We start from the raw sequence: 22,661 nt of genomic DNA on the forward strand, positions 1-22,661 counted from the left end.
AAGGGGTGGCGAATGGTGGCGTTTCCGTGTGAGCCGTGGCTGGACGGGTGATCGTAGGATTACTTTGTGTGCACGAGCCCTGGGGGCACATGCGCTCGTGGGTATGCCGGAGGCAAGTCGTCATTCCGTTCGAAGGGTGACAAGGGCCGGACGGACGGCCGTACGAAGCGGCATGCTGATAGGGCTTGGCGCACTCGGCGACAAGTGGTCTCAGGGATGGGGGCGTTCCAGTGAGCGGCAACGGCGGAAGCGGAACGAACGCTGCGAGCGCGACGCACGCTGACAAGCGCCCGAACGAGCTGCTCACCTCCTGGTTCGTGCGCAGCGGCTGGTCCAAGGGCGAGCTCGCCCGCCAGGTCAACCGCAGGGCACGGCAGTTGGGCGCCAACCACATCTCCACGGACACCTCCCGCGTGCGCCGCTGGCTCGACGGCGAGAACCCCCGCGAGCCGATCCCCAGGATCCTGTCGGAGCTGTTCTCGGAGCGCTTCGGCGTCGTCGTCTCCGTCGAGGACCTGGGGCTGCGCACCGCCCGCCAGTCACCCTCCGCGACCGGCGTCGACCTCCCCTGGACGGGCCCGCAGACCGTGGCCCTGCTCAGCGAGTTCTCGCGCAGCGACCTGATGCTGGCGCGGCGCGGCTTCCTCGGGAGCTCGCTGGTCCTGTCCGCGGGCCCGGCCCTCATCGAGCCCATGCAGCGCTGGCTCGTCCCCTCGCCGCCCGCCCCGCGCTCCGAGCCCGAGCCGGCGGGCGGCTCCGGCCGCGCCCGCGGCCGGCTCTCCCGGCCCGAGCTGGACCTCCTGGAATCCACGACGGTGATGTTCCGGCAGTGGGACGCCCAGTGCGGCGGCGGCCTGCGCCGCAAGGCGGTCGTCGGCCAGCTGCACGAGGTGACCGACCTCCTCCAGGAGCCCCAGCCGGAGTCCACCACCCGCCGGCTGTTCAAGGTCGCCGCCGAGCTCGCCGAGCTGGCCGGCTGGATGTCGTACGACATCGGGCTCCAGCCGACCGCGCAGAAGTACTTCGTCCTCGCGCTGCACGCCGCCAAGGAGGCCGGTGACCGGCCCCTCGGCTCGTACGTGCTGTCCAGCATGAGCCGCCAGATGATCCACCTCGGCCGGCCCGACGACGCGCTGGAGCTGATCCACCTCGCGCAGTACGGCAGCCGGGACTGCGCGAGCCCGCGGACCCAGTCGATGCTGTATGCGATGGAGGCCCGCGCCTACGCCAATATGGGGCAGCCCGGCAAGTGCAAGCGGGCGGTCCGGATGGCCGAGGACACCTTCGCCGAGGCCGACGAGTGGGACGAGCCGGACCCCGACTGGATCCGCTTCTTCTCCGAGGCCGAGCTGTACGGCGAGAACTCCCACTCCTACCGCGACCTGGCCTACGTCGCCGGCCGCAGCCCCACGTACGCCTCGCTGGCCGAGCCCCTGATGAACCGGGCCGTACAGCTCTTCGCCGAGGACGACGAGCACCAGCGGTCGTACGCGCTGAACCTGATCGGCATGGCCACGGTGCACCTCCTCCAGCGCGAGCCCGAGCGGAGCACGGTCTTCGCCACCGAGGCCATGCAGGTCGCCAAGAAGGTCCGCTCCGAGCGCGTCAACACCCGTATCCGCAAGACGGTCGACACCGCCGCCCGCGACTTCGGCGACCTCGGTGAGGTCGTCGACCTCACCGAGCGGCTCGCCGCCGAACTGCCCGAGACCGCCGAGGCGGTCTGAGAAGCCGTAGGACCCCAGAACCCCGGCCGCGGCCGGCCCTCCCGAACTGCCCGACTCGGCTCCCCCATGCCAGGTCATCGGAAGGCCGACCGCGGCCGGTCTGTGTGCCCACGGCTGCCTGAAGCCGAAGGTTGCGCCACGATAACGATCGGCTCGTCCGCGATCCGGCAGTTCATCGACGCGTAACACAGAACGCGCCTTCGTCACGGCCGCGAAACAACGAGGGGCTTCGACCGAAACCGCGCTGCGCCAATCTCGTGGCGCATAACCGGCCCGCCCCTCATTCCGCTCGAGGCTTCGCCCGCACGGGGCCGTACCAATGACGAGGAGACGCCGATGGCACCAGCCATCACCCTTGCCGCAGAGGCGCCCAAGCTCTCTGCCGCGAACACAGGGTTCATGCTCATCTGTTCCGCCCTGGTGATGCTCATGACCCCGGGTCTGGCCTTCTTCTACGGAGGCATGGTCCGCGTCAAGAGCACCCTGAACATGCTGATGATGAGCTTCATCAGCCTCGGGATCGTCACCATCCTGTGGGTGCTGTACGGCTTCTCCATGGCGTTCGGCACCGACTCCGGCAGCCTCATCGGCTGGAACTCCGACTGGGTCGGCCTCGGCAACATCGGCCTCACCGAGCTGTGGCCCGGCTACACCATCCCGGTCTTCGTGTTCCTGGTCTTCCAGCTGATGTTCGCGATCATCACCCCCGCCCTGATCAGCGGCGCCCTCGCGGACCGCGTGAAGTTCAGCGCCTGGGCGCTGTTCATCGCCCTGTGGGCCACGGTCGTCTACTTCCCGGTCGCGCACTGGGTCTGGGGCACCGGCGGCTGGGCCTTCGAACTGGGCGTCATCGACTTCGCCGGTGGTACGGCGGTGCACATCAACGCCGGTGCCGCGGCGCTCGGCGTGATCCTCGTCATCGGCAAGCGCGTCGGCTTCAAGAAGGACCCGATGCGCCCGCACAGCCTGCCCCTGGTCATGCTCGGCGCCGGTCTGCTCTGGTTCGGCTGGTTCGGTTTCAACGCCGGCTCCTGGCTGGGCAACGACGACGGCGTGGGCGCGCTGATGTTCGTCAACACGCAGGTCGCCACCGCCGCCGCCATGCTGGCCTGGCTCATCTACGAGAAGATCCGCCACGGCGCGTTCACCACGCTGGGCGCCGCCTCCGGCGCGGTCGCCGGCCTGGTGGCCATCACCCCGGCCGGCGGCGCGGTCACCCCGCTCGGCGCGATCGCCGTCGGCGCCATCGCCGGTGTGCTGTGCGCCATGGCCGTCGGCCTGAAGTACAAGTTCGGCTACGACGACTCCCTGGACGTCGTCGGCGTCCACCTGGTCGGCGGCGTCGCCGGCTCCCTGCTGATCGGCCTCTTCGCCAGCGGCAAGGGCCAGTCCACCGTCGAGGGCCTCTTCTACGGCGGCGGCCTCACCCAGTTCTGGAAGCAGTGCGCCGGTGTCTTCGCGGTGCTCGCCTACTCCCTGATCGTCTCCGCGATCCTGGCCTTCATCCTCGACAAGACCATGGGCATGCGGGTCCCCGAGGACGACGAGGTCGCCGGCATCGACCAGGCCGAGCACGCCGAGACCGCATACGACTTCAGCGGCGCCGGTGGCGGTGCCGCCAAGACCGCCGCCACGGCCCCGGTCGCCGCGGCCGCGAGCAAGAAGGTGGACGCATGAAGCTCATCACCGCCGTCGTGAAGCCGCACCGGCTCGACGAGATCAAGGAGGCCCTCCAGGCCTTCGGAGTACACGGCCTGACGGTCACCGAGGCCAGCGGCTACGGTCGTCAGAGGGGCCACACCGAGGTCTACCGCGGTGCCGAGTACACCGTCGACCTGGTGCCCAAGATCCGCATCGAGGTCCTGGTCGAGGACGACGACGCCGAGCAGCTGATCGACGTGGTGGTCAAGGCGGCCCGCACCGGCAAGATCGGTGACGGCAAGGTCTGGTCCATCCCGGTCGACACGGCGGTACGGGTCAGGACCGGCGAACGCGGTCCCGACGCGCTCTGAAGGCCCTTGAGGCAGGCAAACCGAACAGGAGTCGCTGGGTGACGGGTACGGACGTGCAGAAGGAAGCAGAGGACTCGGGACCCAGCGGCTACGCGGCGGCCCGGCTGCGTCTCCTCACCGAGGAGACGCGGTCCGGGCCGCCGCGCCGTGCGGCCCTGGCCGAACTGACCGACGAATGGCTGACCGGTCTGTTCGCGGCGGGCGCCGAGGGACTGCGCGGGGCCTCGCTGGTCGCCGTCGGCGGCTACGGGCGCGGCGAGCTGTCCCCGCGCAGCGACCTCGATCTGCTCCTGCTGCACGACGGCGGTGACACCAAGGCGGTCGCCGCCCTCGCCGACCGGCTCTGGTACCCCGTGTGGGACCTGGGCCTGGACCTCGACCACTCCGTCCGCACCCCCGCCGAGGCCCGCAAGACCGCCGGCGAGGACCTCAAGGTGCAGCTCGGCCTCCTGGACGCCCGGCACATCGCCGGCGACCTCGGCCTCACCGCCTCCCTGCGCACGGCCGTCCTGGCCGACTGGCGCAACCAGGCGCCCAAGCGCCTCCCCGAACTCCAGGAGCTGTGCGCCGAGCGCGCCGAGCGCCAGGGTGAGTTGCAGTACCTCCTGGAGCCCGACCTGAAGGAGGCCCGCGGCGGGCTGCGGGACGCCACCGCTCTGCGGGCCGTGGCCGCCTCCTGGCTCGCCGACGCCCCGCGTGAGGGCCTCTCCGACGCCCGGCGCCGGCTCCTCGACGTCCGGGACGCCCTGCACCTGGCCACCGGGCGCGCCACCGACCGGCTCGCGCTCCAGGAGCAGGACCAGGTGGCCGCCGAGCTGGGCCTGCTCGACGCGGACACGCTGCTGCGGCAGGTGTACGAGGCGGCGCGGCTCGTCTCGTACGCCAGCGACGTCACCTGGCGTGAGGTGGGGCGCGTCCTGCGCTCGCGCGCCGTGCGTCCCCGGCTGCGCGCCATGCTGGGCGGCGGGAAGCCGACCGCCGAGCGGTCCCCGCTGGCCGAGGGCGTGGTGGAGCAGGACGGCGAGGTGGTGCTCGCCCGCGCCGCGCGCCCCGAGCGCGACCCCGTGCTGCCGTTGCGCGCCGCCGCTGCCGCCGCGCAGGCCGGCCTCCCGCTCTCCCTGCACGCCGTGCGGCGCCTGGCGGCCACCGTGCGCCCGCTGCCCACGCCCTGGCCCGCCGAGGCCCGTGAACAGCTCGTCACCCTGCTCGGCTCCGGCCGCCCCACCATCGAGGTGTGGGAGGCGCTGGAGGCCGAGGGGCTGATCACCCGGCTGCTGCCCGACTGGGAGCGGGTGCGCTGCCGCCCGCAGCGCAACGCCGTGCACCTGTGGACCGTCGACCGGCACCTGATCGAGACCGCGGTGCGTGCCTCCGAGTTCACCCGCCGGGTCAGCCGCCCCGACCTGCTGCTGGTCGCCGCGCTGCTGCACGACATCGGCAAGGGCTGGCCCGGGGACCACTCCGTGGCCGGCGAGATCATCGCCAAGGACGTGGCCGCCCGCATCGGCTTCGACCGCCACGACGTGACCGTCATCGCCACCCTCGTACGGCACCACCTCACGCTCATCGACACCGCCACCCGGCGCGACCTGGAGGACCCGGCCACCGTGCGCTCCGTCGCCGAGGCCGTCGGTTCCCAGGGCACCCTGGAGCTGCTGCACGCGCTCACCGAGGCCGACGCCCTCGCCACCGGCCCGGCCGCCTGGTCGTCCTGGCGCGGCTCGCTCGTCGCCGACCTGGTCAAGCGGGTCTCGGCGGTGCTCGCCGGCGACGCCCCGGACGACCCCGAGGAGGCAGCGCCGACCGCCGAGCAGGAGCGGCTCGCCCTGGAGGCGGCGGCGACGGGCAGTCCGGTGCTCTCGCTGCGGGCCCAGACCGAGCCGTCCGCCGGGCAGGAACCGTCCGGCGACCCGGAGCCCCTCGGTGTGGAGCTGCTCATCGCCGTCCCGGACCAGCCCGGGGTGCTGCCCGCGGTGGCCGGTGTCCTCGCCATGCACCGGCTGACCGTACGCACGGCCGAGCTGCGCTCCCTGTATCTCCCCGACGGCGTCGACGGGTCCGTGCTGCTGCTGGACTGGCGGGTCGCCGCCGAGTACGGCTCGCTGCCGCAGGCCGCCCGGCTGCGCTCGGACCTGGTCAGGGCCCTGGACGGCTCCCTGGACATCGCCGGCCGCCTCGCCGAACGGGACGCGGCCTATCCGCGCCGCCGGGGCGTGGTCGCCCCCGCCGCCCGGGTGTCGGTCCACCCGGCCGCCTCCCGGCTGGCCACGGTGATCGAGGTCCGCTCGCAGGACGCGCCGGGCCTGCTGTTCCGCATCGGCCGCGCCCTGGAGGACGCGAGCGTGCAGGTACGCAGCGCGCACGTCTCGACCCTCGGCGCCAACGCCGTCGACGCCTTCTACGTGACCGGCCCCGAGGGCGCGCCCCTGCCCGGCGACGAGGCGGCGTCGGTGGCGCGGAAGCTGGAGGAGACACTGCGGGGGTGAGGCCGACCCGGCGACTTGTCACGCCGGGATACCCTGGAGGGCGATTCCCTGTAGCCACCGACCCCGAGGACCGCGAGCGCCGTGTTCGATACTCTTTCCGATCGCCTCTCAGCGACCTTCAAGAACCTGCGCGGCAAGGGACGGCTCTCCGAGGCGGACATCGACGCCACGGCGCGCGAGATCCGGATCGCGCTCCTCGAAGCGGACGTGGCGCTTCCTGTCGTCCGGACGTTCATCAAGAACGTCAAGGAGCGTGCTCTCGGAGCCGAGGTCAGCAAGGCGCTGAACCCCGCCCAGCAGGTCCTCAAGATCGTCAACGAGGAACTGGTCACCATCCTCGGCGGCGAGACCCGGCGTCTGCGCTTCGCCAAGCAGCCCCCCACCGTGATCATGCTGGCGGGTCTGCAGGGTGCCGGTAAGACCACCCTCGCGGGCAAGCTCGGCCGCTGGCTGAAGGAGCAGGGCCACTCGCCGCTCCTGGTCGCCTGTGACCTCCAGCGCCCCAACGCCGTGAACCAGCTCAGCGTCGTCGCCGACCGCGCGGGCGTCAGCGTCTACGCCCCCGAGCCCGGCAACGGCGTCGGTGACCCGGTCAAGGTCGCCAAGGACTCCCTCGAGCACGCCAGGTCCAAGGTCCACGACATCGTGATCGTGGACACCGCCGGCCGCCTCGGCATCGACCAGGAGATGATGCAGCAGGCCGCGGACATCCGCGACGCCGTCTCCCCGGACGAGATCCTGTTCGTCGTCGACGCGATGATCGGTCAGGACGCCGTCAACACCGCCGAGGCCTTCCGCGACGGCGTGGGCTTCGACGGCGTGGTGCTCTCCAAGCTCGACGGTGACGCCCGTGGTGGTGCGGCCCTGTCGATCCGGCAGATCACCGGCAAGCCGATCATGTTCGCCTCCAACGGCGAGAAGCTCGACGACTTCGACGCCTTCCACCCTGACCGGATGGCCTCCCGCATCCTCGACATGGGTGACCTGCTCACCCTGATCGAGCAGGCGGAGAAGACGTTCAGCCAGGAAGAGGCCGAGAAGATGGCCTCCAAGCTGGCGTCCAAGAAGGGCCAGGACTTCACGCTGGACGACTTCCTGGCCCAGATGGAGCAGGTCCGCAAGATGGGCTCCATCTCCAAGCTGCTCGGCATGCTGCCCGGCATGGGCCAGATGAAGGACCAGATCAACAACCTCGACGAGCGGGACGTCGACCGCACGGCCGCCATCATCAAGTCGATGACCCCGGCCGAGCGCCAGGAGCCGACGATCATCAACGGCTCGCGCCGTGCCCGTATCGCCAGGGGCTCAGGCGTCGAGGTCAGCGCGGTCAAGAACCTGGTCGAGCGGTTCTTCGAGGCCCGCAAGATGATGTCCCGCATGGCCCAGGGCGGCGGCATGCCCGGGATGCCGGGGATGCCCGGCATGGGCGGCGGCCCCGGCCGGACGAAGAAGAAGCAGAAGCAGGCCAAGGGCAAGCAGCGCTCCGGCAACCCGATGAAGCGCAAGCAGCAGGAGCAGGAGGAGGCCGCCCGCCGGGCCGCCGCGGCCGAGGGCGGCGGCGCCTTCGGACTGCCGCAGCAGGGCGGCAAGGACTTCGAACTCCCCGACGAGTTCAAGAAGTTCATGGGCTGACGTCCCGCCCGAACCGCACCGAGGGCGCCCCCCTTTCTGGAGGGGGGCGCCCTCGGTGGTGCAGGCGGCTCGCCGGTCAGCCGTTCGGGAACTTCCAGATGTACGGCTCGCCGTCCTCCTCGGCCCAGTGGACCTCGATGCTCTTGGCGTTCGCCGGAACCACGTACGTCTCGCAGAAGACATGGCTCTCGCCCTGCTTCCAGCTCTCGACGTCGTACGGGTCCTCGCAGCCCGCCGCGTCCTCGGAGGCGCCGATGAGGACGGTGCCGCGCTGCCCGTCGGCGAAGACCGTGGTGCCGTCGTGCACGTCGGAGCCCTCGGTGAGGGCGGGCCCGCTCTTGTGCGTGTACTTCAGGTGCGCGACGGCCAGCACCTTGCCCTTGACCTTGCCGGGCTCCGAGACGGCCTTCGCCGCCTCCGCCTCGGTGCCCACGTCGACCTTCTGCGCCAGGACCTCGTAGGTGACCTCGCCCGGGTCCTCCGCGACCTTGCCCGTCGCGCTCTCGCCGGCCCCCATCTCGCCGCCGGAGGTGGGCTCCGGCGACGGCGAGGCCTTGGCCTGGGCGGTGCCCGTGCTCTTCGCGTCGGCGGTGTCGTCGCCGCCTCCGCAGGCGGTGAGCGTCAGAGCGAGGACGGCGACGGGCGCGACGAGGCGCAGCGCGGTCTGATGGTGCGGCACAGCAGCTCCTGTATGCAGATGTGTAGGTCCCCCGAGCGGTGGATCACATTAGGCGTTCATGATCCACTTGGTGAAACCAGAAGAACCCCTTGGTGCTTTCTTCACACCATTCACACCTGCATCGGAAGCCCGTTCGTCAGGGTGTCCGGGCGATCAGGTAGCGGAACACGTTCGGCATCCACACCGTGCCGTCCTGGCGCCGGTGCGGATGCAGGGCCTCGGTCAGCTCCTTGTCCACCTGCACCTGGTCCGTGGCCGCCGTCGCCGCGTCGAACAGTCCCGTCGACTTCAGGCCGCGCACCGCGCTGTCCACATCGGCGTAGCCGAAGGGGCACGCCACCCGCCCCGAGCCGTCCGGCCTGAGCCCGGCGCGCTGGGCGACGTCCTCCAGGTCGTCACGGCAGGCGGGACGCCAGCTGCCCGAGGTGCGCAGCGGCTCCGCCAGCTTCGTGGCCACGCGCATCACGGACGCCGTGGCGCAGCGCTCCGGCGGCCCCCAGCCGGCCAGCACCACGGCCGCACCGCGCTGGGTGAGCGGTGTCGCCTCCGCGAGCAGCCCGCCCAGCCCCTCCGAGTCGCCCGCCAGGCACCCGATCGGCTCGAAGGCCGTCACCAGGGTGTACCCGGGAGCGCCCGGCACCGCGGTGTCCCGGGGCGTGCCGTCGACCAGCCGGGCGTCCGGACCCGTCCGCGTGCCCGGCGTCCCGGGCAGCAGCCGCTCCCGTGCCAGGGTCATTCTTTCGGGGGAAGCGTCGACACCGGTGACCGCCGCTCCCCGGGCGGCGGCCATCAGCAGGGAGAGTCCGGAACCGCAGCCGAGGCCGAGCAGCCGCGTGGCAGGACCCACTTCCAGTCGCTCGTAGACGGCCTCGTAGAGCGGTACGAGCATCCGCTCCTGGATCTCGGACCAGTCACGCGCGCGTGCACGCAGGTCCACGCGGGGTGCGGCCCCCGCGTGAGGCAGGTGCTGCCGCACGAGCGTAGGTGTCATAAGTAAGCGCCCCAATCCGCCGAGAGTTGCCTCTTGCCCGATTCCATGGCCCCCGTGACAGTGCGCTCGCACTACCCCCGTATGCCAGGAAACTCCCCCCTCGACCTGTCGTCCAGTGGAATGCGGCAGGGCTTGTGAGTTGTCATGTGCCTATGGCGAGATTTCACATTCCGGCAACCTGGGCCCGTACCATCCCGGCATGGCCAAGGCACCCGTTCTCACCTCCCGGGCGGACGATTTCCCGCGCTGGTACCAGGACTTGATCACCAAGGCGGAGCTCGCCGACAACGGTCCGGTGCGCGGCACCATGGTCATCCGACCGTACGGATACGGGCTGTGGGAGCGGATGCAGGCGGAGATGGACGCCCGCATCAAGGAGACGGGCACCCAGAACGCCTACTTCCCGCTGCTGATCCCCGAGTCGTACCTCGCCCGGGAGGCCGACCACGTCGAGGGCTTCGCGCCCGAGCTGGCCGTGGTCACCCACGGCGGCGGCAAGCAGCTCGAAGAGCCCGCCGTGGTCCGTCCCACCTCCGAGATGATCATCAACGAGTACTTCTCGAAGTGGGTGCAGAGTTACCGCGACCTGCCGCTGCTCATCAACCAGTGGGCGAACGTCGTGCGCTGGGAACTGCGGCCCCGCCTGTTCCTGCGGACGTCCGAGTTCCTCTGGCAGGAGGGCCACACCGCGCACGCCGGCTACGAGGAGGCGCGCGATTTCGCCGCGCACATCCACCGGCAGGTGTACGAGGACTTCATGCTGAACGTCCTCGCCATGGACGTCGTCCCCGGCCGCAAGACCGTCAGGGAGCGGTTCGCGGGCGCCATCAACACCCTCACGCTCGAAGGCATGATGGGCGACGGCAAGGCCCTCCAGATGGCGACGAGCCATGAGCTGGGCCAGAACTTCGCCAAGGCCTTCGACACCCGGTACCTGTCCAGGGACGGCCGGCAGGAGCTGGTCTGGCAGACGTCCTGGGGTTCCACCACCCGCATGATCGGCGCCCTGGTCATGATGCACGGCGACGACAACGGGCTGCGCGTCCCGCCGCGGCTGGCGCAGATCCAGGCCGTCGTACTGGCGATCAAGGGCGACGAAGCGGTTCTGGCCAAAGTCCGCGAGCTCGGCGACCGGCTCAAGGCGGCCGGCGTCCGCGTCCATGTCGACGACCGCACCGACACCCCCTTCGGCCGCCGTGCCGTCGACTGGGAGCTCAAGGGCGTACCGGTCCGCATCGAGATCGGCCCGCGTGACCTGGAGAGCGGCACCGCGATGCTGGCCCGCCGCATCCCGGGAGGCAAGGAGCCGGTGGCGCTGGACGACCTGGCCGGGCTGCTCCCCAAAGTCCTCGAAGAGGACCAGGCGCTGCTGCTCCGGCAGTCCCGCGAGCGCCGGGAGTCCCGTACGGCCGAGGTCTCGACCCTGGCGGAGGCCGTCGAGGCCGCCACGGCGGGGGGCTGGGCGCGCATCCCGTGGGCCGTGCTCGGTGAGGAGGGCGAGGCCGAACTCGCCGAGCACGCGGTGACCGTACGGTGTCTGGTCGCCGAGGACGGGTCGGTGCCGGACGCCGATGACGCGCCCGGTAACGTCGCGGTCGTCGCACGCGCTTACTGAGCAGCGCTCCAGGCGGCCGAAACGCCTCTTGCGTACCCGCGGACCTCTGGTACCCCGGCGCGCGTGGTTCGCTTACGCGCCGGTGCGTACGCGGGACTACGCACCACCTTGTGGTGAGCTGCGAGGCTTCTCCACAGATCAGCGCACCCGCCCTCGTCGGGACGCATCAGAGGCAACTGACGGGTACGTGCAAATTATTTGGGATGGCCCGGAATCGGAACACTGAGGCACCCCGGCTCGTTGTCATTACGTGAGCACGACACAGACACCACCTGTTCTCGCCGCAGAGCTGGCACAGGCGTGGGCCGACATTCAGCGGTACCACCCCGAGCTGCCCGACCTTGCCGCGCCAGAGTCCCTGATCGGGGAGTCGTCGTCCGCGTGCGGTCACGAGCTCTCCTTCGAGCGACTGCTCCATGAGGCAGTCCATGGCATCGCCGCCTCGCGCGGCGTCCGCGACACCTCCCGTGCCGGCCGCTACCACAACCGCAGATTCCTCGCGATCGCCGAGGAGCTGGGCCTGGACCACCCCGAGGAACCGCATCCCAGCAGCGGTTTCTCCCTGGTCACGCTCACCCCCGAGGCCAAACGCCGCTACCGCCCGACGATGGAGCGGCTCCAGCGTGCCCTCAAGGCCCACACCGCGGCGACCTCCTCCGACACCTCCCGCACCTTCCGGGGCCCGGCCGCCCGGCACGGCTCCTCCGGCGGCGGCGTCCGCGTCAAGGCGGTCTGCGACTGCGGCCGCAACGTCCGGGTCGTCCCGTCGGTCCTCGCCCAGGCCCCGATCGTCTGCGGCGGCTGCGGCAAGCCGTTCCGGATCCCGGACGTCGTGGGAGCGGTAGCGAGCTGACGCCTCCACCGGCAACTCGTGGCTGCCGGTCGTCGGCGAGGGCTCGGGCCGTGTCGCGCACCCGTCGTGCCCCACCTCCGCGCCGGGTGCGCCCTCGGTGTGCCTGCACACCGGCGCAGGACCCCGGCCCGGAGCGACCTCCAGGGTGTGGCACAATGGCTAGCTGTACTCGACAGCCGCACAGGAACCCTCTCGCCTCCGGCTGACGCGTCCATCGGGCACTCGGGTACCGCAACCCCACGCGGCGTTTCCGCCGTGCCCAACCACGTCAAAACCAGGAGAACCCACTCCCGTGGCAGTCAAGATCAAGCTGAAGCGTCTGGGCAAGATCCGTTCGCCTCACTACCGCATCGTCGTCGCCGACTCCCGTACCCGCCGTGACGGCCGGGCCATCGAGGAGATCGGCAAGTACCACCCGACGTACAACCCGTCGGTGATCGAGGTCGACGCCGAGCGCGTGGCGTACTGGCTCGGTGTCGGCGCCCAGCCGACCGAGCCCGTGATGGCCATCCTCAAGAAGACCGGCGACTGGCAGAAGTTCAAGGGCGAGCCCGCCCCGGCTCCGCTGCTGACGCAGCCGGAGAAGGCCGCGCGCCCCTCCTTCGAGGCCATCGGCGGCGAGGACGAGGGCAAGGGTGAGGCCATCACCCAGAAGAAGAAGGCTGAGAAGAAGGACGACGCCGCCGCTGAGTCCGCTTCGACCGAGGCCTGAGCATGCTCGAGGAGGCTCTCGAGCACCTCGTGAAGGGCATCGTCGACAACCCTGACGATGTGCAGGTCGCCTCGCGCAACCTGCGCCGCGGCCGTGTGCTCGAGGTCCGGGTCCACCCGGACGACCTCGGCAAGGTGATCGGCCGCAACGGCCGCACCGCACGCGCCCTGCGTACCGTCGTGGGCGCCATCGGCGGTCGCGGTGTCCGCGTCGACCTCGTCGACGTGGACCACGTCCGCTGACGCATTCGCAGCAGCACCGGCTCGGGCCGGGGACGGCCACAGGGCCGTTCCCGGCCCGCAGTCGTATGACAGGAGATTGGACACGTGCAGCTGGTAGTCGCACGGATCGGCCGTGCCCATGGCATCAAGGGTGAGGTCACCGTCGAGGTGCGGACCGACGAGCCGGAGCTGAGGCTCGGCCCCGGCGCCGTACTCACCACCGATCCCGCCTCCGCGGGACCCCTCACCATCGAGACGGGCCGCGTCCACAGCGGCCGCCTCCTGCTGCGCTTCGAGGGCGTCAGCGACCGCAGCGGCGCCGAGGCCCTGCGCAACACCCTCCTGATCGCCGAGGTCGACCCGGAGGAACTGCCCGAGGGCGAGGACGAGTACTACGACCACCAGCTCATCGACCTCGACGTGGTCACCGCGGACGGCACCGAGGTCGGCCGGATCACGGAGATCTCGCACCTGCCCACCCAGGACCTGTTCATCGTGGAGCGCCCCGACGGCAGCGAGGTGATGATCCCCTTCGTCGAGGAGATCGTCAGGGAGATCGACCTGGAGGAGCAGAAGGCCGTCATCACCCCGCCGCCGGGACTGATCGACGACCGCGCGGAGATCGCCTCCAGCCGGGACGAGTCGTAATGCGCCTCGACGTCGTCACGATCTTCCCCGAGTACCTGGAACCGCTGAACGTCTCCCTCGTCGGCAAGGCACGCACGCGTGGACAGCTCGACGTGCACGTCCACGACCTGCGTTCCTGGACCTACGACCGTCACAACACCGTCGACGACACCCCGTACGGCGGTGGCCCCGGCATGGTCATGAAGACCGGGCCGTGGGGGGACGCGCTGGACTCCGTCCTGGCCGACGGCTACGAGACCGGCTCCCGGGCGCCCGCCCTCATCGTGCCCACGCCCAGCGGCCGTCCCTTCACCCAGGAACTGGCCGTCCAGCTCTCCGAGCGCCCCTGGCTGATCTTCACCCCGGCCCGCTACGAGGGCATCGACCGCCGCGTCGTCGACGAGTACGCGACACGGATGCCGGTCTTCGAGGTGTCCATCGGGGACTACGTCCTGGCCGGCGGCGAGGCGGCCGTCCTCGTCGTCACGGAGGCGGTGGCGCGGCTGCTGCCCGGGGTCCTGGGCAACGCCGAGTCCCACCGGGACGACTCCTTCGCGCCCGGCGCGATGGCGAGCCTGCTGGAGGGGCCCGTCTACACCAAGCCGCCCGAGTGGCGTGGCCGGGACATCCCCGACGTGCTGCTCAGCGGTCACCACGGCAAGATCGCCCGCTGGCGCCGCGACGAGGCCCTGAAGCGCACCACCACGCACCGGCCCGACCTCATCGAGCGGTGCGACCCCAAGGCCTTCGACAAGAAGGACCGCGAGATGCTCTCCATCCTCGGCTGGGCGCCCGACCCGGCGGGGGAGCCGTACGGCCGATTTTGGCGCAGGGCCGACGGCGTGGAAGAATAGCCAGCTGTTGTGCGTCCGTCCGGCGTGCGCCCCTGCCACAGGGGGAGACGACGTCCGCCCCGACCCGCACACCCCTGATCCGAAACACCTAGTTTCCGTTGATGACCTGTGGCATCAGCGAGGAAAGCAGACTCATGTCTCACCTGCTCGACACCGTCGACTCCGCGTCGCTGCGCAGCGACGTCCCCGCCTTCCGCCCGGGCGACACCGTCAACGTCCACGTCCGCGTCATCGAGGGCAACCGCTCCCGTGTGCAGCAGTTCAAGGGCGTTGTGATCCGCCGCCAGGGCGCCGGCGTGCGCGAGACCTTCACGGTCCGCAAGGTCTCCTTCTCCGTCGGCGTCGAGCGCACCTTCCCGGTGCACACCCCGATCGTGGAGAAGATCGAGCTCGTCACCAAGGGTGACGTCCGTCGCGCCAAGCTGTACTACCTGCGCGAGCTGCGCGGCAAGGCCGCGAAGATCAAGGAGAAGCGCGAGAGCTGAGCGCTCTCCGGGGTTCACACCGGGGCCGGATAACATCTGGCTCCGATGGACACCGAAGCACAGCCGACGGAGCGCGACCGCTCCTCCCGCCCTTCCGCATCCGGGGGAACCACCTCGGAGGCCGCAGGGCCGGAGGACCGGTCGCGTTTCACGTTGGTGTCGCGTATCGGCTCCTGGGTACCGGGCGGCCGGATCACCCTCACCCTGCTCGCCTGCCTGCTGTTCCTGCTGCTGCTCAGCACGTTCGTGCTGCGCCCGTTCCAGATCCCCAGCGGATCCATGGAACCGGGATTGAGGATCGGGGACCGGGTTCTCGTAAATAAGTTGGCGTACCGTTTCGGTGCCGTGCCGCAGCGGGGAGACATCGTCGTGTTCGACGGGACCGGGTACTTCGGGCACGCGGACTACATCAAGCGCGTTGTCGGTGTGGGGGGAGACCGCGTGGTCTGCTGCGACAGGGAGGGGAGGATCCAGGTGAACGGCCGGCCGGTCGACGAGTCGGGCTTCCTGTATCCCGGCGACAGCCCGTCCACGGTGCCCTTCGACGTCGTCGTGCCCGGCGGCACCCTCTTCGTCCTCGGCGACCACCGCAGCGACTCCAGCGACTCCCGCGACCACCTCGGCTCGCCGGGCGGCGGCATGATCCCCGTCGGCGACGTCGTCGGACGCGCCGACTGGATCGTCTGGCCCTTCGGCCACGCCACCCGGCTGCACCGCCCCGACGCCTACGCGCGCGTGCCCGCCGCGGGAAGGGCGGGCGCCCATGGGTAACCGCGGCAAACCGCGCGGCGTCCCCGCGAGCCCCGCGGAGAACCTGCTGCCCACCGGCGCCCGGCGCGCCGCAGGAGCCTCCAGCGGCCGGACGCGTGCCGAGCGGCGCAAGCTCCAGCGCAAGGTCAAGCGGCGCCGCAGGCGCGGCGCCGTGAAGGAGATACCGCTCCTCGTCGGCGTCGCCGTCCTCATAGCGCTCGTGCTGAAGACGTTCCTCGTGCAGGCGTTCGTCATCCCGTCCGGCTCCATGGAGCAGACGATCCAGATCGGCGACCGCGTCCTGGTCGACAAGCTCACCCCGTGGTTCGGCTCGAAGCCGCAGCGCGGGGACGTCGTCGTCTTCAAGGACCCCGGCGGCTGGCTCCAGGACGAGCAGCCCACCAAGCAGAAGTCGGACCCCGTCGTCATCAAACAGGTCAAGGAAGGGCTCACCTTCATCGGCCTGCTGCCGTCCGAGAACGAGAAGGACCTCATCAAGCGGGTTGTCGGCGTCGGCGGCGACCGCGTCAAGTGCTGCGACACGCAGGGGCGCGTGACCGTCAACGGCGTCCCGCTGATCGAGGACTACCTGTACCCCGGCATCGCCCCGTCCGACACGCAGTTCGACATCACCGTCCCCCAGGGGCGGCTGTGGGTGATGGGCGACCACCGCAACAACTCCGCGGACTCCCGCGCCCACCAGGACACCGACTACGGGGGCACGGTCTCCGAGGACGAGGTGGTGGGCCGCGCCATGGTCATCGCCTGGCCCTTCGGACACTGGAACATGCTGGAGGAACCGAATACCTACGCCTCCGTGTCCGACTCGGCCACCGGGTCGACCGCTGCTCCCGAACTGTCGCATAGGGTTGCCTCCTACGATTCGAACGGAACGATCCAGCTCCCGACCCCTGCGGAACTCCCGCTCGTTATGGGAGTGGTGGGCCTGCGCCGCGTATGGGGCAGGCGGCGGCACACAGTGAGGAGTTGGCGTGGGGGATGTGGCGGTTGGCGCACGGTCCGGACACGACGGCGAGGAGCACCGCGGACGCCCCGCGGAATCCGCCGTCCCGGCCGCGGACAGCGCCGTGACCTCCGGGAGTGACTCCGGGGCAGCCGAGGACGGCAGGGTGACGGGCGAACACACGACAGCCGAGGACCAGGGGCCGGGCGGACCGGCCCGGACACCGAAGAAGCCGCGCTCCTTCTGGAAGGAGCTGCCCATCCTGATCGGTATCGCGCTGGTACTGGCGCTGCTGATCAAGACCTTCCTGGTGCAGGCGTTCTCCATCCCCTCCGACTCGATGCAGAACACCCTCCAGCAGGGCGACCGTGTCCTGGTCGACAAACTCACCCCCTGGTTCGGCTCCGAGCCCGAGCGCGGCGAGGTCGTCGTCTTCCACGACCCGGACAACTGGCTGGCAGGCGAGCCGACCACGGACCCGAACGCCCTTCAGACCTTCCTCAGCTGGATCGGCCTCATGCCGTCCGCGGAGGAGAAGGACCTCATCAAGCGCGTCATCGGCGTCGGCGGCGACACCATCGAGTGCAAGGGCACCGGCCCGCTCACGGTCAACGGCAAGGCGCTGGACGAGCGGTCGTACGTCTACGCGGGCAACACGCCGTGCAGCGTCGACGACCAGGGCGGCCAGTTCAAGGTGAAGGTCCCCAAGGGCTTCATCTGGGTCATGGGCGACCACCGGCAGAACTCGCGGGACTCCCGCTACCAGCAGGCCGACAAGCACCACGGCATGGTCCCGGTGAAGGACGTCGTCGGGCGCGCCGTCGTCGTCGCCTGGCCGATCAACCGCTGGGACACCCTGCCGGTGCCGGACACCTTCGACCAGTCCGGCCTGAACGCCCAGCCGAACGCGGCGGGCCTGCCGGTCGCACCGCAGGGGATCGCGCTCCTCGGCGTGGTGCCGGTGGTGCTCTGGCGTCGCCGGAAGCAGTGATCCCGACCATGGGCTGACCCCGGCCGGTACCCCCGGGTAGGGTGCGGACCCATGGGTGGCGAGAGCATGACGCACACGGCCCCGCGCAGCGGCGGCTCAGGGACGGGCCCGGTGGGCAGCCGGACCGGACAGCGACTGTCCGGGCTGGCCGTCGCACTGGGCCTTGTGCTGTTCCTCGGCGGGTTCGCCTGGGGAGCGGTGGTCTACCGGCCGTACACCGTCCCCACCAGTTCGATGACGCCGACGATCGACGCGGGCGACCGGATCCTGGCGCAGCGCGTCGACGGTGGCGAGGTGCGCCGCGGTGACGTCGTGGTCTTCAAGGACGCGACCTGGGCCAACGCGCCCATGGTCAAGCGGGTGGTCGCCGTCGGCGGCGACACGGTCTCCTGCTGCCAGGACGGCAGGCTGAAGGTCAACGGCAAGGAGATCGACGAAACGTACCTGCCCAAGGGCACTCCGGCCGAGATGAGCAACTTCCCGACCGTGACCGTCCCCAAGGGCCGCCTCTTCCTGCTCGGTGACGAGCGCGGCAATTCCGTGGACTCCACCGCCCACCTGACCGACGCCGCCAGCGGCACGGTGGCGCGCTCGGCCGTGGACGCCCGTGTCGACTCCGTCGTGTGGCCGATGAAGGGCATGCTGGAGCGCCCCACCGGCTTCGAGCCGCTCGGCGCCCTCTCCTCGCCCGGCCCGCTGCGGACGATCACGCTCCTCGTGATCGCCGGCGCGGTGCTCGTCCTGGGCGGAGGCGCCTATGGACCCGTCGCCAAGCGCACCGGCGCCGCCCGGGCCCGACGGGAGAGCGCGGAGACCGCAGGTGCCCGCTGAGGCTGCGGGAGCGGGCCAGGACACCTACGCGGGCGGATTGCGCAAGGTCGCCCGGGTCGTGCTGCTCGACCCGCGGGACCGCATCCTGCTGCTGCACGGGCACGAGCCGGACGATCCGGCCGACGACTGGTGGTTCACCCCCGGCGGTGGTGTGGAGGGGGACGAGACCCGTGAACAGGCCGCCCTGCGGGAACTCGCCGAGGAGACGGGCATCACCGAGGTGGAGCTCGGCCCGGTGCTGTGGCGGCGGAGGTGCTCCTTCCCGTTCGCCGGACGCCGCTGGGACCAGGACGAGTGGTACTACCTGGCCCGCACGGACCGTACGGCGGTGGCCGCCACCGGACTGACCGAGCTGGAACGGCGCAGTGTCGCCGGAGCGCGCTGGTGGACGTGTCCGGAACTGAGCCGGGCACATGAGACGGTGTATCCGACCAGACTCGCCGGGCTGCTGCGCACGCTGCTCGACGAAGGTCCCCCGGCCAGGCCTGTGATCCTTGACCCGGAAATCGTCTAGGGGCTCACGGGACTGGCGCACAATGGGGGGATCGCACGGCTGAAGGGGAACATGCCATGAGCGCCGAGGACCTCGAGAAGTACGAGACCGAGATGGAGCTGAAGCTCTACCGGGAGTACCGCGATGTCGTCGGTCTGTTCAAATACGTGATCGAGACCGAGCGGCGCTTCTACCTGACCAATGACTACGAGATGCAGGTGCACTCGGTCCAGGGTGAGGTGTTCTTCGAGGTGTCCATGGCGGATGCCTGGGTCTGGGACATGTACCGGCCGGCCCGCTTCGTGAAGCAGGTCCGGGTCCTCACGTTCAAGGACGTGAACATCGAGGAGCTGAACAAGAGCGACCTGGAGATGCCGAGCGGGTGACGGGGTTGTCCACAACCGCTGAGTAACCCACCAAGATCAATTTCTTGGTCGGGGCTGCGTGATCGTTGGCACCGGAGGTGGTGCCGACATGACCGCACATCTGGCACGCAGTGCCATGGGCAAGTACGGGGAGGGTCTGGCCGCGCGGCGGCTGACCGAGGCCGGCCTGACGATCCTGGAGCGCAACTGGCGCTCCGGCCGCACCGGCGAGATCGACATCGTGGCCACGGACGGGGACGTCCTGGTCGTCTGCGAGGTGAAGACCCGCAGGGAAGGTCCCTTCGAGCATCCGATGGCGGCCGTGACCCCGCAGAAGGCGGGGCGGCTGCGGGACCTGGCCGAACGGTGGATCCAGACACACGGGGGCGCACCGCCCGGCGGAGTCCGCATCGACGTGGTCGGGGTCCTGCTGCCCGCCCGCGGCGCCGCCGTGGTCGAGCACGTGCGGGGGGTGGCCTGAATGGCATTCGCCCGTACGTGTTCCGTGGCGCTGGTGGGCGTCGAGGGCGTGGTCGTCGAGGTCCAGGCCGATCTGGAACCCGGCGTCGCGGCGTTCACGCTGGTGGGGCTGCCCGACAAGAGCCTCACGGAGAGCCGGGACCGGGTACGCGCCGCGGTCGTCAACTCCGGCGCGGCCTGGCCGCAGAAGAAGCTCACCGTCGGCCTGAGTCCGGCCTCGGTGCCGAAGTCCGGCAGCGGTTTCGACCTGGCCGTTGCGGCGGCGGTCCTCGGCGCGGCGGAGCGCATCGACCCGCGCGTCCTCGCCGACATCGTGATGATCGGCGAACTCGGTCTTGACGGCCGGGTGCGGCCGGTGCGAGGGGTGCTGCCGGCGGTCCTCGCCGCGGCCGGCGCCGGGTACGAGCAGGTGGTGGTGCCGGAGTGCGCCGCCGCCGAGGCGTCGCTCGTGCCCGGCGTGTCGGTGCTGGGCGTCCGCAGCCTGCGGCAGCTGATCGCCGTACTGGCCGACGAACCGGTGCCCGACGAGGATCCGGACGGGCAGGGCCGCCCGGACCCCCTGCTCGCCGGGCTGCGCATGCCCGGGGCCGGCGCGGTCACCGGCATGCACAGCGTCGGCGCGGCCCAGCACGACCACGACCTGGCGGACGTCGTGGGCCAGACGTCTGCGCGCACGGCGGTGGAGGTGGCCGCGGCCGGCGGGCACCACCTCTTCCTCGAAGGGCCGCCCGGCGCCGGCAAGACGATGCTCGCCGAGCGGCTGCCGGCCATCCTGCCCAGGCTCGGCCGCCAGGAGTCGCTGGAGGTCACCGCCGTCCACTCGGTGGCGGGTCTGCTGCCCCCGGGCAAGCCGCTGATCGACGTCGCGCCCTACTGCGCGCCGCACCACTCGGCCACCATGCAGGCACTCGTCGGCGGCGGCCCGGGCGTCGCGCGGCCCGGCGCGGTGTCCCTGTCCCATCGCGGGGTGCTGTTCCTGGACGAGACGCCGGAATTCAGCAGCCATGCCCTGGACGCGCTGCGGCAGCCGCTGGAGGCGGGGCACGTCGTGATCGCGCGCAGTGCGGGAGTCGTGCGCTTCCCGGCGAAGTTCCTGATGGTGCTCGCGGCCAATCCCTGCCCGTGTGGCAGGTTCTCGCAGCGCGACGACCTGTGCGAATGCCCTCCCTCGGCCATCCGCCGCTACCAGGCCAGGCTCTCCGGCCCGCTGCTGGACCGGGTCGACCTGCGCGTCGAGGTGGACCGCGTCACCCGCACCCAGCTGACCGCCTCCGGCGCCAGGGGCGAGTCGACCGCGACGGTCGCCGACCGGGTCAGGGCGGCTCGCGAACGGGCCTCGGGCCGCCTCGCCGGCACCCCGTGGTGCACCAACAGCGAGGTGCCCGGCCGCGAGCTGCGCAGCCGCTGGTACGCCGTGCCGGGCGCGATGGACGAGGCCGAGCGGAACCTGGAGCGGGGCGTCCTGACCGCCCGCGGCCTCGACCGTGTCCTGCGCGTGGCCTGGACGGTCGCCGACCTGGTCGGCCACGACCGGCCCGACGCCACGGACGTCGCTCTCGCACTCCAGCTGCGCACCGGAGTCCCGCGAGGCGTCCCCATGGCCATCGGGGCGCTGACATGAGCCTCGACGACGAACCGGGCGGCGAGCTGCTCGCCCGGGTCCTGCTCACCCGCGTCATCGAGCCCGGCGACGAAACGGGCGGGCGGTGGGTGCGGGAACTCGGCGTCGCGGAAGTGGTGCGGCGGCTCGGGGAGGGAGCAGCCCCTCTGCCGGGCGCGAGCGGGAAGAAGTGGGCCGGGCTGGTGGCCAGGGCGAGGACAGCCCTGCCGCACCGGGACCTGGAGGCCGCCCGGGACGCCGGAGTGCGGTTCGTACCTCCGGGGAGCGCGGAGTGGCCGGGGCAGCTCGACGATCTGGGAGATGCCCGGCCCCTGGGGCTGTGGGTGCGCGGACGGCCCAGTCTGCGGATGTGGGCGCTGAGATCGGTCGCCGTGGTCGGCGCCCGGGCCTGCACCGAGTACGGGGCTCACATGGCCGCGACCCTCGCCGCAGGGCTCGCCGAGCAGGGCTGGGTCGTGGTGTCCGGCGGCGCCTACGGAGTCGACGGCGCCGCCCATCGCGGAGCGCTCGGAGCCGGCGGCGCGACCGTCGCCGTCCTCGCCTGCGGCGTCGACCGGCCCTACCCGCGCGGCCACACCCAGCTCATCGGCAGGATCGCCGAACAGGGACTGGTGATCGGCGAGTTGCCGCCCGGCGACCACCCGACACCGAGCCGGTTCATCCTGCGCAACAGAGTGATCGCGGCACTCACCCGCGGCACGGTCGTCGTCGAGGCCGCCCACCGCAGCGGCTCCCTGGTCACCGCGCGGGCGGCACAGCGCCTCGGCCGGCACACGATGGGCGTGCCGGGACCCGCCACCAGCGGGCTCTCCGCCGGGGTGCACGATCTGCTGCGCGGAGAGGCCGCCCTGGTCACCGACGTCGCGGACGTCGTCGAACTGGTCGGTGACATCGGAGAACTGGCCCCCGAGCGGCGCGGCCCCGTCCTGCCCCGGGACCTGCTGGAACCCGCCACCCGGCAGGTGCTCGCCGCACTGCCCGGGCGCGGGGAGGCCCGGCCGGACGAGATCGCCCGCTCCGCGCAGACCACTCAGGACGACGCGATCGCGAGACTGTACGAACTGCGAGCACTCGGTTACGTCGAACGACACGGCGACGGCTGGAAGTTGACACGCCAGGCGGTGATGTCGGTCCGCGACGGTCGCGGGCCGGGTTGACCGTGCCTGTTCGGCCGTCCGGGGGAACCGCTACACCCCTTGGAAATGCGCCCAGTTGAGGCCTTCGGGTGATCACACCGGGCCGCCGCGGGGCCCGCGCGAGACGCCCTCGGGA

The 22,661-nt window shown here is 71.1% G+C and carries 23 protein-coding genes; 21 read left to right on the top strand and 2 right to left on the bottom strand.

The features are described from left to right. Nucleotides 1-230: 230 nt before the first annotated feature. The 5 genes from AB0E85_RS08075 to ffh all read left to right on the top strand — a co-directional run bounded on the left by AB0E85_RS08075 (nucleotide 231) and on the right by ffh (nucleotide 7,857). Nucleotides 231-1,727, top strand: coding sequence for a hypothetical protein (locus tag AB0E85_RS08075; RefSeq protein ID WP_361923850.1), 1,497 nt, complete (start codon nucleotides 231-233; stop codon nucleotides 1,725-1,727). A gap of 336 nt (nucleotides 1,728-2,063) precedes the next feature. After that, complete coding sequence (locus tag AB0E85_RS08080) at nucleotides 2,064-3,404, top strand: ammonium transporter (RefSeq protein WP_361923852.1); 1,341 nt, start codon at nucleotides 2,064-2,066, stop codon at nucleotides 3,402-3,404. After that, entirely contained in the window at nucleotides 3,401-3,739 is a 339-nt protein-coding gene (locus AB0E85_RS08085; RefSeq protein ID WP_003993253.1) for a P-II family nitrogen regulator, read from the top strand. The genes AB0E85_RS08080 and AB0E85_RS08085 overlap by 4 nt, the downstream gene beginning before the upstream one ends. A 38-nt stretch (nucleotides 3,740-3,777) precedes the next feature. Then, entirely contained in the window at nucleotides 3,778-6,225 is a 2,448-nt protein-coding gene (locus AB0E85_RS08090; RefSeq protein WP_361923854.1) for a [protein-PII] uridylyltransferase, read from the top strand. Between the two features lie 81 nt (nucleotides 6,226-6,306). Next, nucleotides 6,307-7,857, top strand: a complete 1,551-nt coding sequence (ffh, locus tag AB0E85_RS08095; protein WP_361923856.1) for a signal recognition particle protein — start codon at nucleotides 6,307-6,309, stop codon at nucleotides 7,855-7,857. Nucleotides 7,858-7,933: 76 nt separating this feature from the next. On the opposite strand, the gene AB0E85_RS08100 is transcribed toward ffh, so the two are convergent. Together AB0E85_RS08100 and AB0E85_RS08105 are read right to left on the bottom strand one after the other, a co-directional pair. Beyond that, nucleotides 7,934-8,536: a hypothetical protein gene (locus AB0E85_RS08100; RefSeq protein ID WP_361923858.1), complete on the bottom strand. Its 603-nt coding sequence runs from the start codon at nucleotides 8,534-8,536 to the stop codon at nucleotides 7,934-7,936. 136 nt (nucleotides 8,537-8,672) lie between these two features. Next, nucleotides 8,673-9,527, bottom strand: a complete 855-nt coding sequence (locus tag AB0E85_RS08105) for a methyltransferase domain-containing protein (protein ID WP_361923860.1) — start codon at nucleotides 9,525-9,527, stop codon at nucleotides 8,673-8,675. Between the two features lie 199 nt (nucleotides 9,528-9,726). Between AB0E85_RS08105 and proS the strand changes: the two genes are divergently transcribed. From proS to dprA, 16 genes are all read left to right on the top strand, one after another. Then, entirely contained in the window at nucleotides 9,727-11,142 is a 1,416-nt protein-coding gene (proS, locus tag AB0E85_RS08110) for a proline--tRNA ligase (protein ID WP_361923862.1), read from the top strand. Nucleotides 11,143-11,392: 250 nt separating this feature from the next. Continuing rightward, nucleotides 11,393-11,995 carry a hypothetical protein gene (locus tag AB0E85_RS08115; RefSeq protein WP_031107038.1) on the top strand — a complete coding sequence of 201 codons (603 nt, stop codon included), beginning with the start codon at nucleotides 11,393-11,395 and terminating at the stop codon, nucleotides 11,993-11,995. 292 nt (nucleotides 11,996-12,287) lie between these two features. After that, nucleotides 12,288-12,707 (top strand): 30S ribosomal protein S16, encoded by a 420-nt coding sequence (gene rpsP, locus AB0E85_RS08120; RefSeq protein ID WP_184850422.1) that lies wholly within the window; start codon nucleotides 12,288-12,290, stop codon nucleotides 12,705-12,707. A 2-nt stretch (nucleotides 12,708-12,709) separates the two neighbouring features. Further along, nucleotides 12,710-12,949 carry an RNA-binding protein gene (locus AB0E85_RS08125; protein ID WP_003973401.1) on the top strand — a complete coding sequence of 80 codons (240 nt, stop codon included), beginning with the start codon at nucleotides 12,710-12,712 and terminating at the stop codon, nucleotides 12,947-12,949. Between the two features lie 84 nt (nucleotides 12,950-13,033). Further along, the gene (rimM, locus tag AB0E85_RS08130) at nucleotides 13,034-13,576 is read left to right on the top strand and encodes a ribosome maturation factor RimM (RefSeq protein WP_184564768.1); all 543 of its coding nucleotides are present in this window, start codon (nucleotides 13,034-13,036) and stop codon (nucleotides 13,574-13,576) included. Next, nucleotides 13,576-14,409 (top strand): tRNA (guanosine(37)-N1)-methyltransferase TrmD, encoded by an 834-nt coding sequence (gene trmD / locus AB0E85_RS08135; RefSeq protein ID WP_361923865.1) that lies wholly within the window; start codon nucleotides 13,576-13,578, stop codon nucleotides 14,407-14,409. The genes rimM and trmD overlap by 1 nt, the downstream gene beginning before the upstream one ends. 134 nt (nucleotides 14,410-14,543) lie before the next feature. After that, nucleotides 14,544-14,894, top strand: a complete 351-nt coding sequence (gene rplS / locus AB0E85_RS08140; protein WP_053668736.1) for a 50S ribosomal protein L19 — start codon at nucleotides 14,544-14,546, stop codon at nucleotides 14,892-14,894. Nucleotides 14,895-14,939: 45 nt separating this feature from the next. Further along, complete coding sequence (gene lepB / locus AB0E85_RS08145) at nucleotides 14,940-15,665, top strand: signal peptidase I (protein ID WP_361923867.1); 726 nt, start codon at nucleotides 14,940-14,942, stop codon at nucleotides 15,663-15,665. After that, entirely contained in the window at nucleotides 15,658-16,749 is a 1,092-nt protein-coding gene (gene lepB, locus AB0E85_RS08150) for a signal peptidase I (RefSeq protein ID WP_361923869.1), read from the top strand. Before lepB (AB0E85_RS08145) ends, lepB (AB0E85_RS08150) begins: the two co-directional genes overlap by 8 nt. Further along, a complete protein-coding gene (gene lepB, locus AB0E85_RS08155) occupies nucleotides 16,637-17,599 on the top strand; it encodes a signal peptidase I (protein WP_361923871.1) in 963 nt (320 codons plus the stop codon). The genes lepB (AB0E85_RS08150) and lepB (AB0E85_RS08155) overlap by 113 nt, the downstream gene beginning before the upstream one ends. Before the next feature lie 51 nt (nucleotides 17,600-17,650). Next, nucleotides 17,651-18,430 carry a signal peptidase I gene (gene lepB, locus AB0E85_RS08160; RefSeq protein ID WP_361923873.1) on the top strand — a complete coding sequence of 260 codons (780 nt, stop codon included), beginning with the start codon at nucleotides 17,651-17,653 and terminating at the stop codon, nucleotides 18,428-18,430. Then, nucleotides 18,420-18,944: an NUDIX hydrolase gene (locus AB0E85_RS08165; protein WP_361923875.1), complete on the top strand. Its 525-nt coding sequence runs from the start codon at nucleotides 18,420-18,422 to the stop codon at nucleotides 18,942-18,944. The genes lepB (AB0E85_RS08160) and AB0E85_RS08165 overlap by 11 nt, the downstream gene beginning before the upstream one ends. Before the next feature lie 56 nt (nucleotides 18,945-19,000). After that, nucleotides 19,001-19,309 (top strand): DUF2469 domain-containing protein, encoded by a 309-nt coding sequence (locus tag AB0E85_RS08170; protein ID WP_161368193.1) that lies wholly within the window; start codon nucleotides 19,001-19,003, stop codon nucleotides 19,307-19,309. Between the two features lie 58 nt (nucleotides 19,310-19,367). Beyond that, entirely contained in the window at nucleotides 19,368-19,769 is a 402-nt protein-coding gene (locus AB0E85_RS08175; RefSeq protein ID WP_361923878.1) for a YraN family protein, read from the top strand. Further along, entirely contained in the window at nucleotides 19,770-21,389 is a 1,620-nt protein-coding gene (locus AB0E85_RS08180; protein ID WP_361923880.1) for a YifB family Mg chelatase-like AAA ATPase, read from the top strand. Next, on the top strand, nucleotides 21,386-22,546 hold the full coding sequence (dprA, locus tag AB0E85_RS08185; RefSeq protein ID WP_361923882.1) for a DNA-processing protein DprA: 1,161 nt from the start codon (nucleotides 21,386-21,388) through the stop codon (nucleotides 22,544-22,546). The genes AB0E85_RS08180 and dprA overlap by 4 nt, the downstream gene beginning before the upstream one ends. Nucleotides 22,547-22,661: the final 115 nt, after the last annotated feature.

The organism is Streptomyces sp. NPDC029044, from assembly GCF_040637495.1.
GTDB lineage: Bacteria > Actinomycetota > Actinomycetes > Streptomycetales > Streptomycetaceae > Streptomyces.

Coding starts and splice junctions, on each gene's coding strand:
- AB0E85_RS08080 (WP_361923852.1), top strand. CDS start 2,064: ATGGCACCAGCCATCACCCTTGCCGCAGAGGCGCCCAAGCTCTCTGCC.
- AB0E85_RS08085 (WP_003993253.1), top strand. CDS start 3,401: ATGAAGCTCATCACCGCCGTCGTGAAGCCGCACCGGCTCGACGAGATC.
- AB0E85_RS08105 (WP_361923860.1), bottom strand. CDS start 9,527: ATGACACCTACGCTCGTGCGGCAGCACCTGCCTCACGCGGGGGCCGCA.
- proS (WP_361923862.1), top strand. CDS start 9,727: ATGGCCAAGGCACCCGTTCTCACCTCCCGGGCGGACGATTTCCCGCGC.
- AB0E85_RS08125 (WP_003973401.1), top strand. CDS start 12,710: ATGCTCGAGGAGGCTCTCGAGCACCTCGTGAAGGGCATCGTCGACAAC.
- trmD (WP_361923865.1), top strand. CDS start 13,576: ATGCGCCTCGACGTCGTCACGATCTTCCCCGAGTACCTGGAACCGCTG.
- rplS (WP_053668736.1), top strand. CDS start 14,544: ATGTCTCACCTGCTCGACACCGTCGACTCCGCGTCGCTGCGCAGCGAC.
- lepB (WP_361923867.1), top strand. CDS start 14,940: ATGGACACCGAAGCACAGCCGACGGAGCGCGACCGCTCCTCCCGCCCT.
- lepB (WP_361923869.1), top strand. CDS start 15,658: ATGGGTAACCGCGGCAAACCGCGCGGCGTCCCCGCGAGCCCCGCGGAG.
- lepB (WP_361923873.1), top strand. CDS start 17,651: ATGGGTGGCGAGAGCATGACGCACACGGCCCCGCGCAGCGGCGGCTCA.
- AB0E85_RS08170 (WP_161368193.1), top strand. CDS start 19,001: ATGAGCGCCGAGGACCTCGAGAAGTACGAGACCGAGATGGAGCTGAAG.
- AB0E85_RS08180 (WP_361923880.1), top strand. CDS start 19,770: ATGGCATTCGCCCGTACGTGTTCCGTGGCGCTGGTGGGCGTCGAGGGC.
- dprA (WP_361923882.1), top strand. CDS start 21,386: ATGAGCCTCGACGACGAACCGGGCGGCGAGCTGCTCGCCCGGGTCCTG.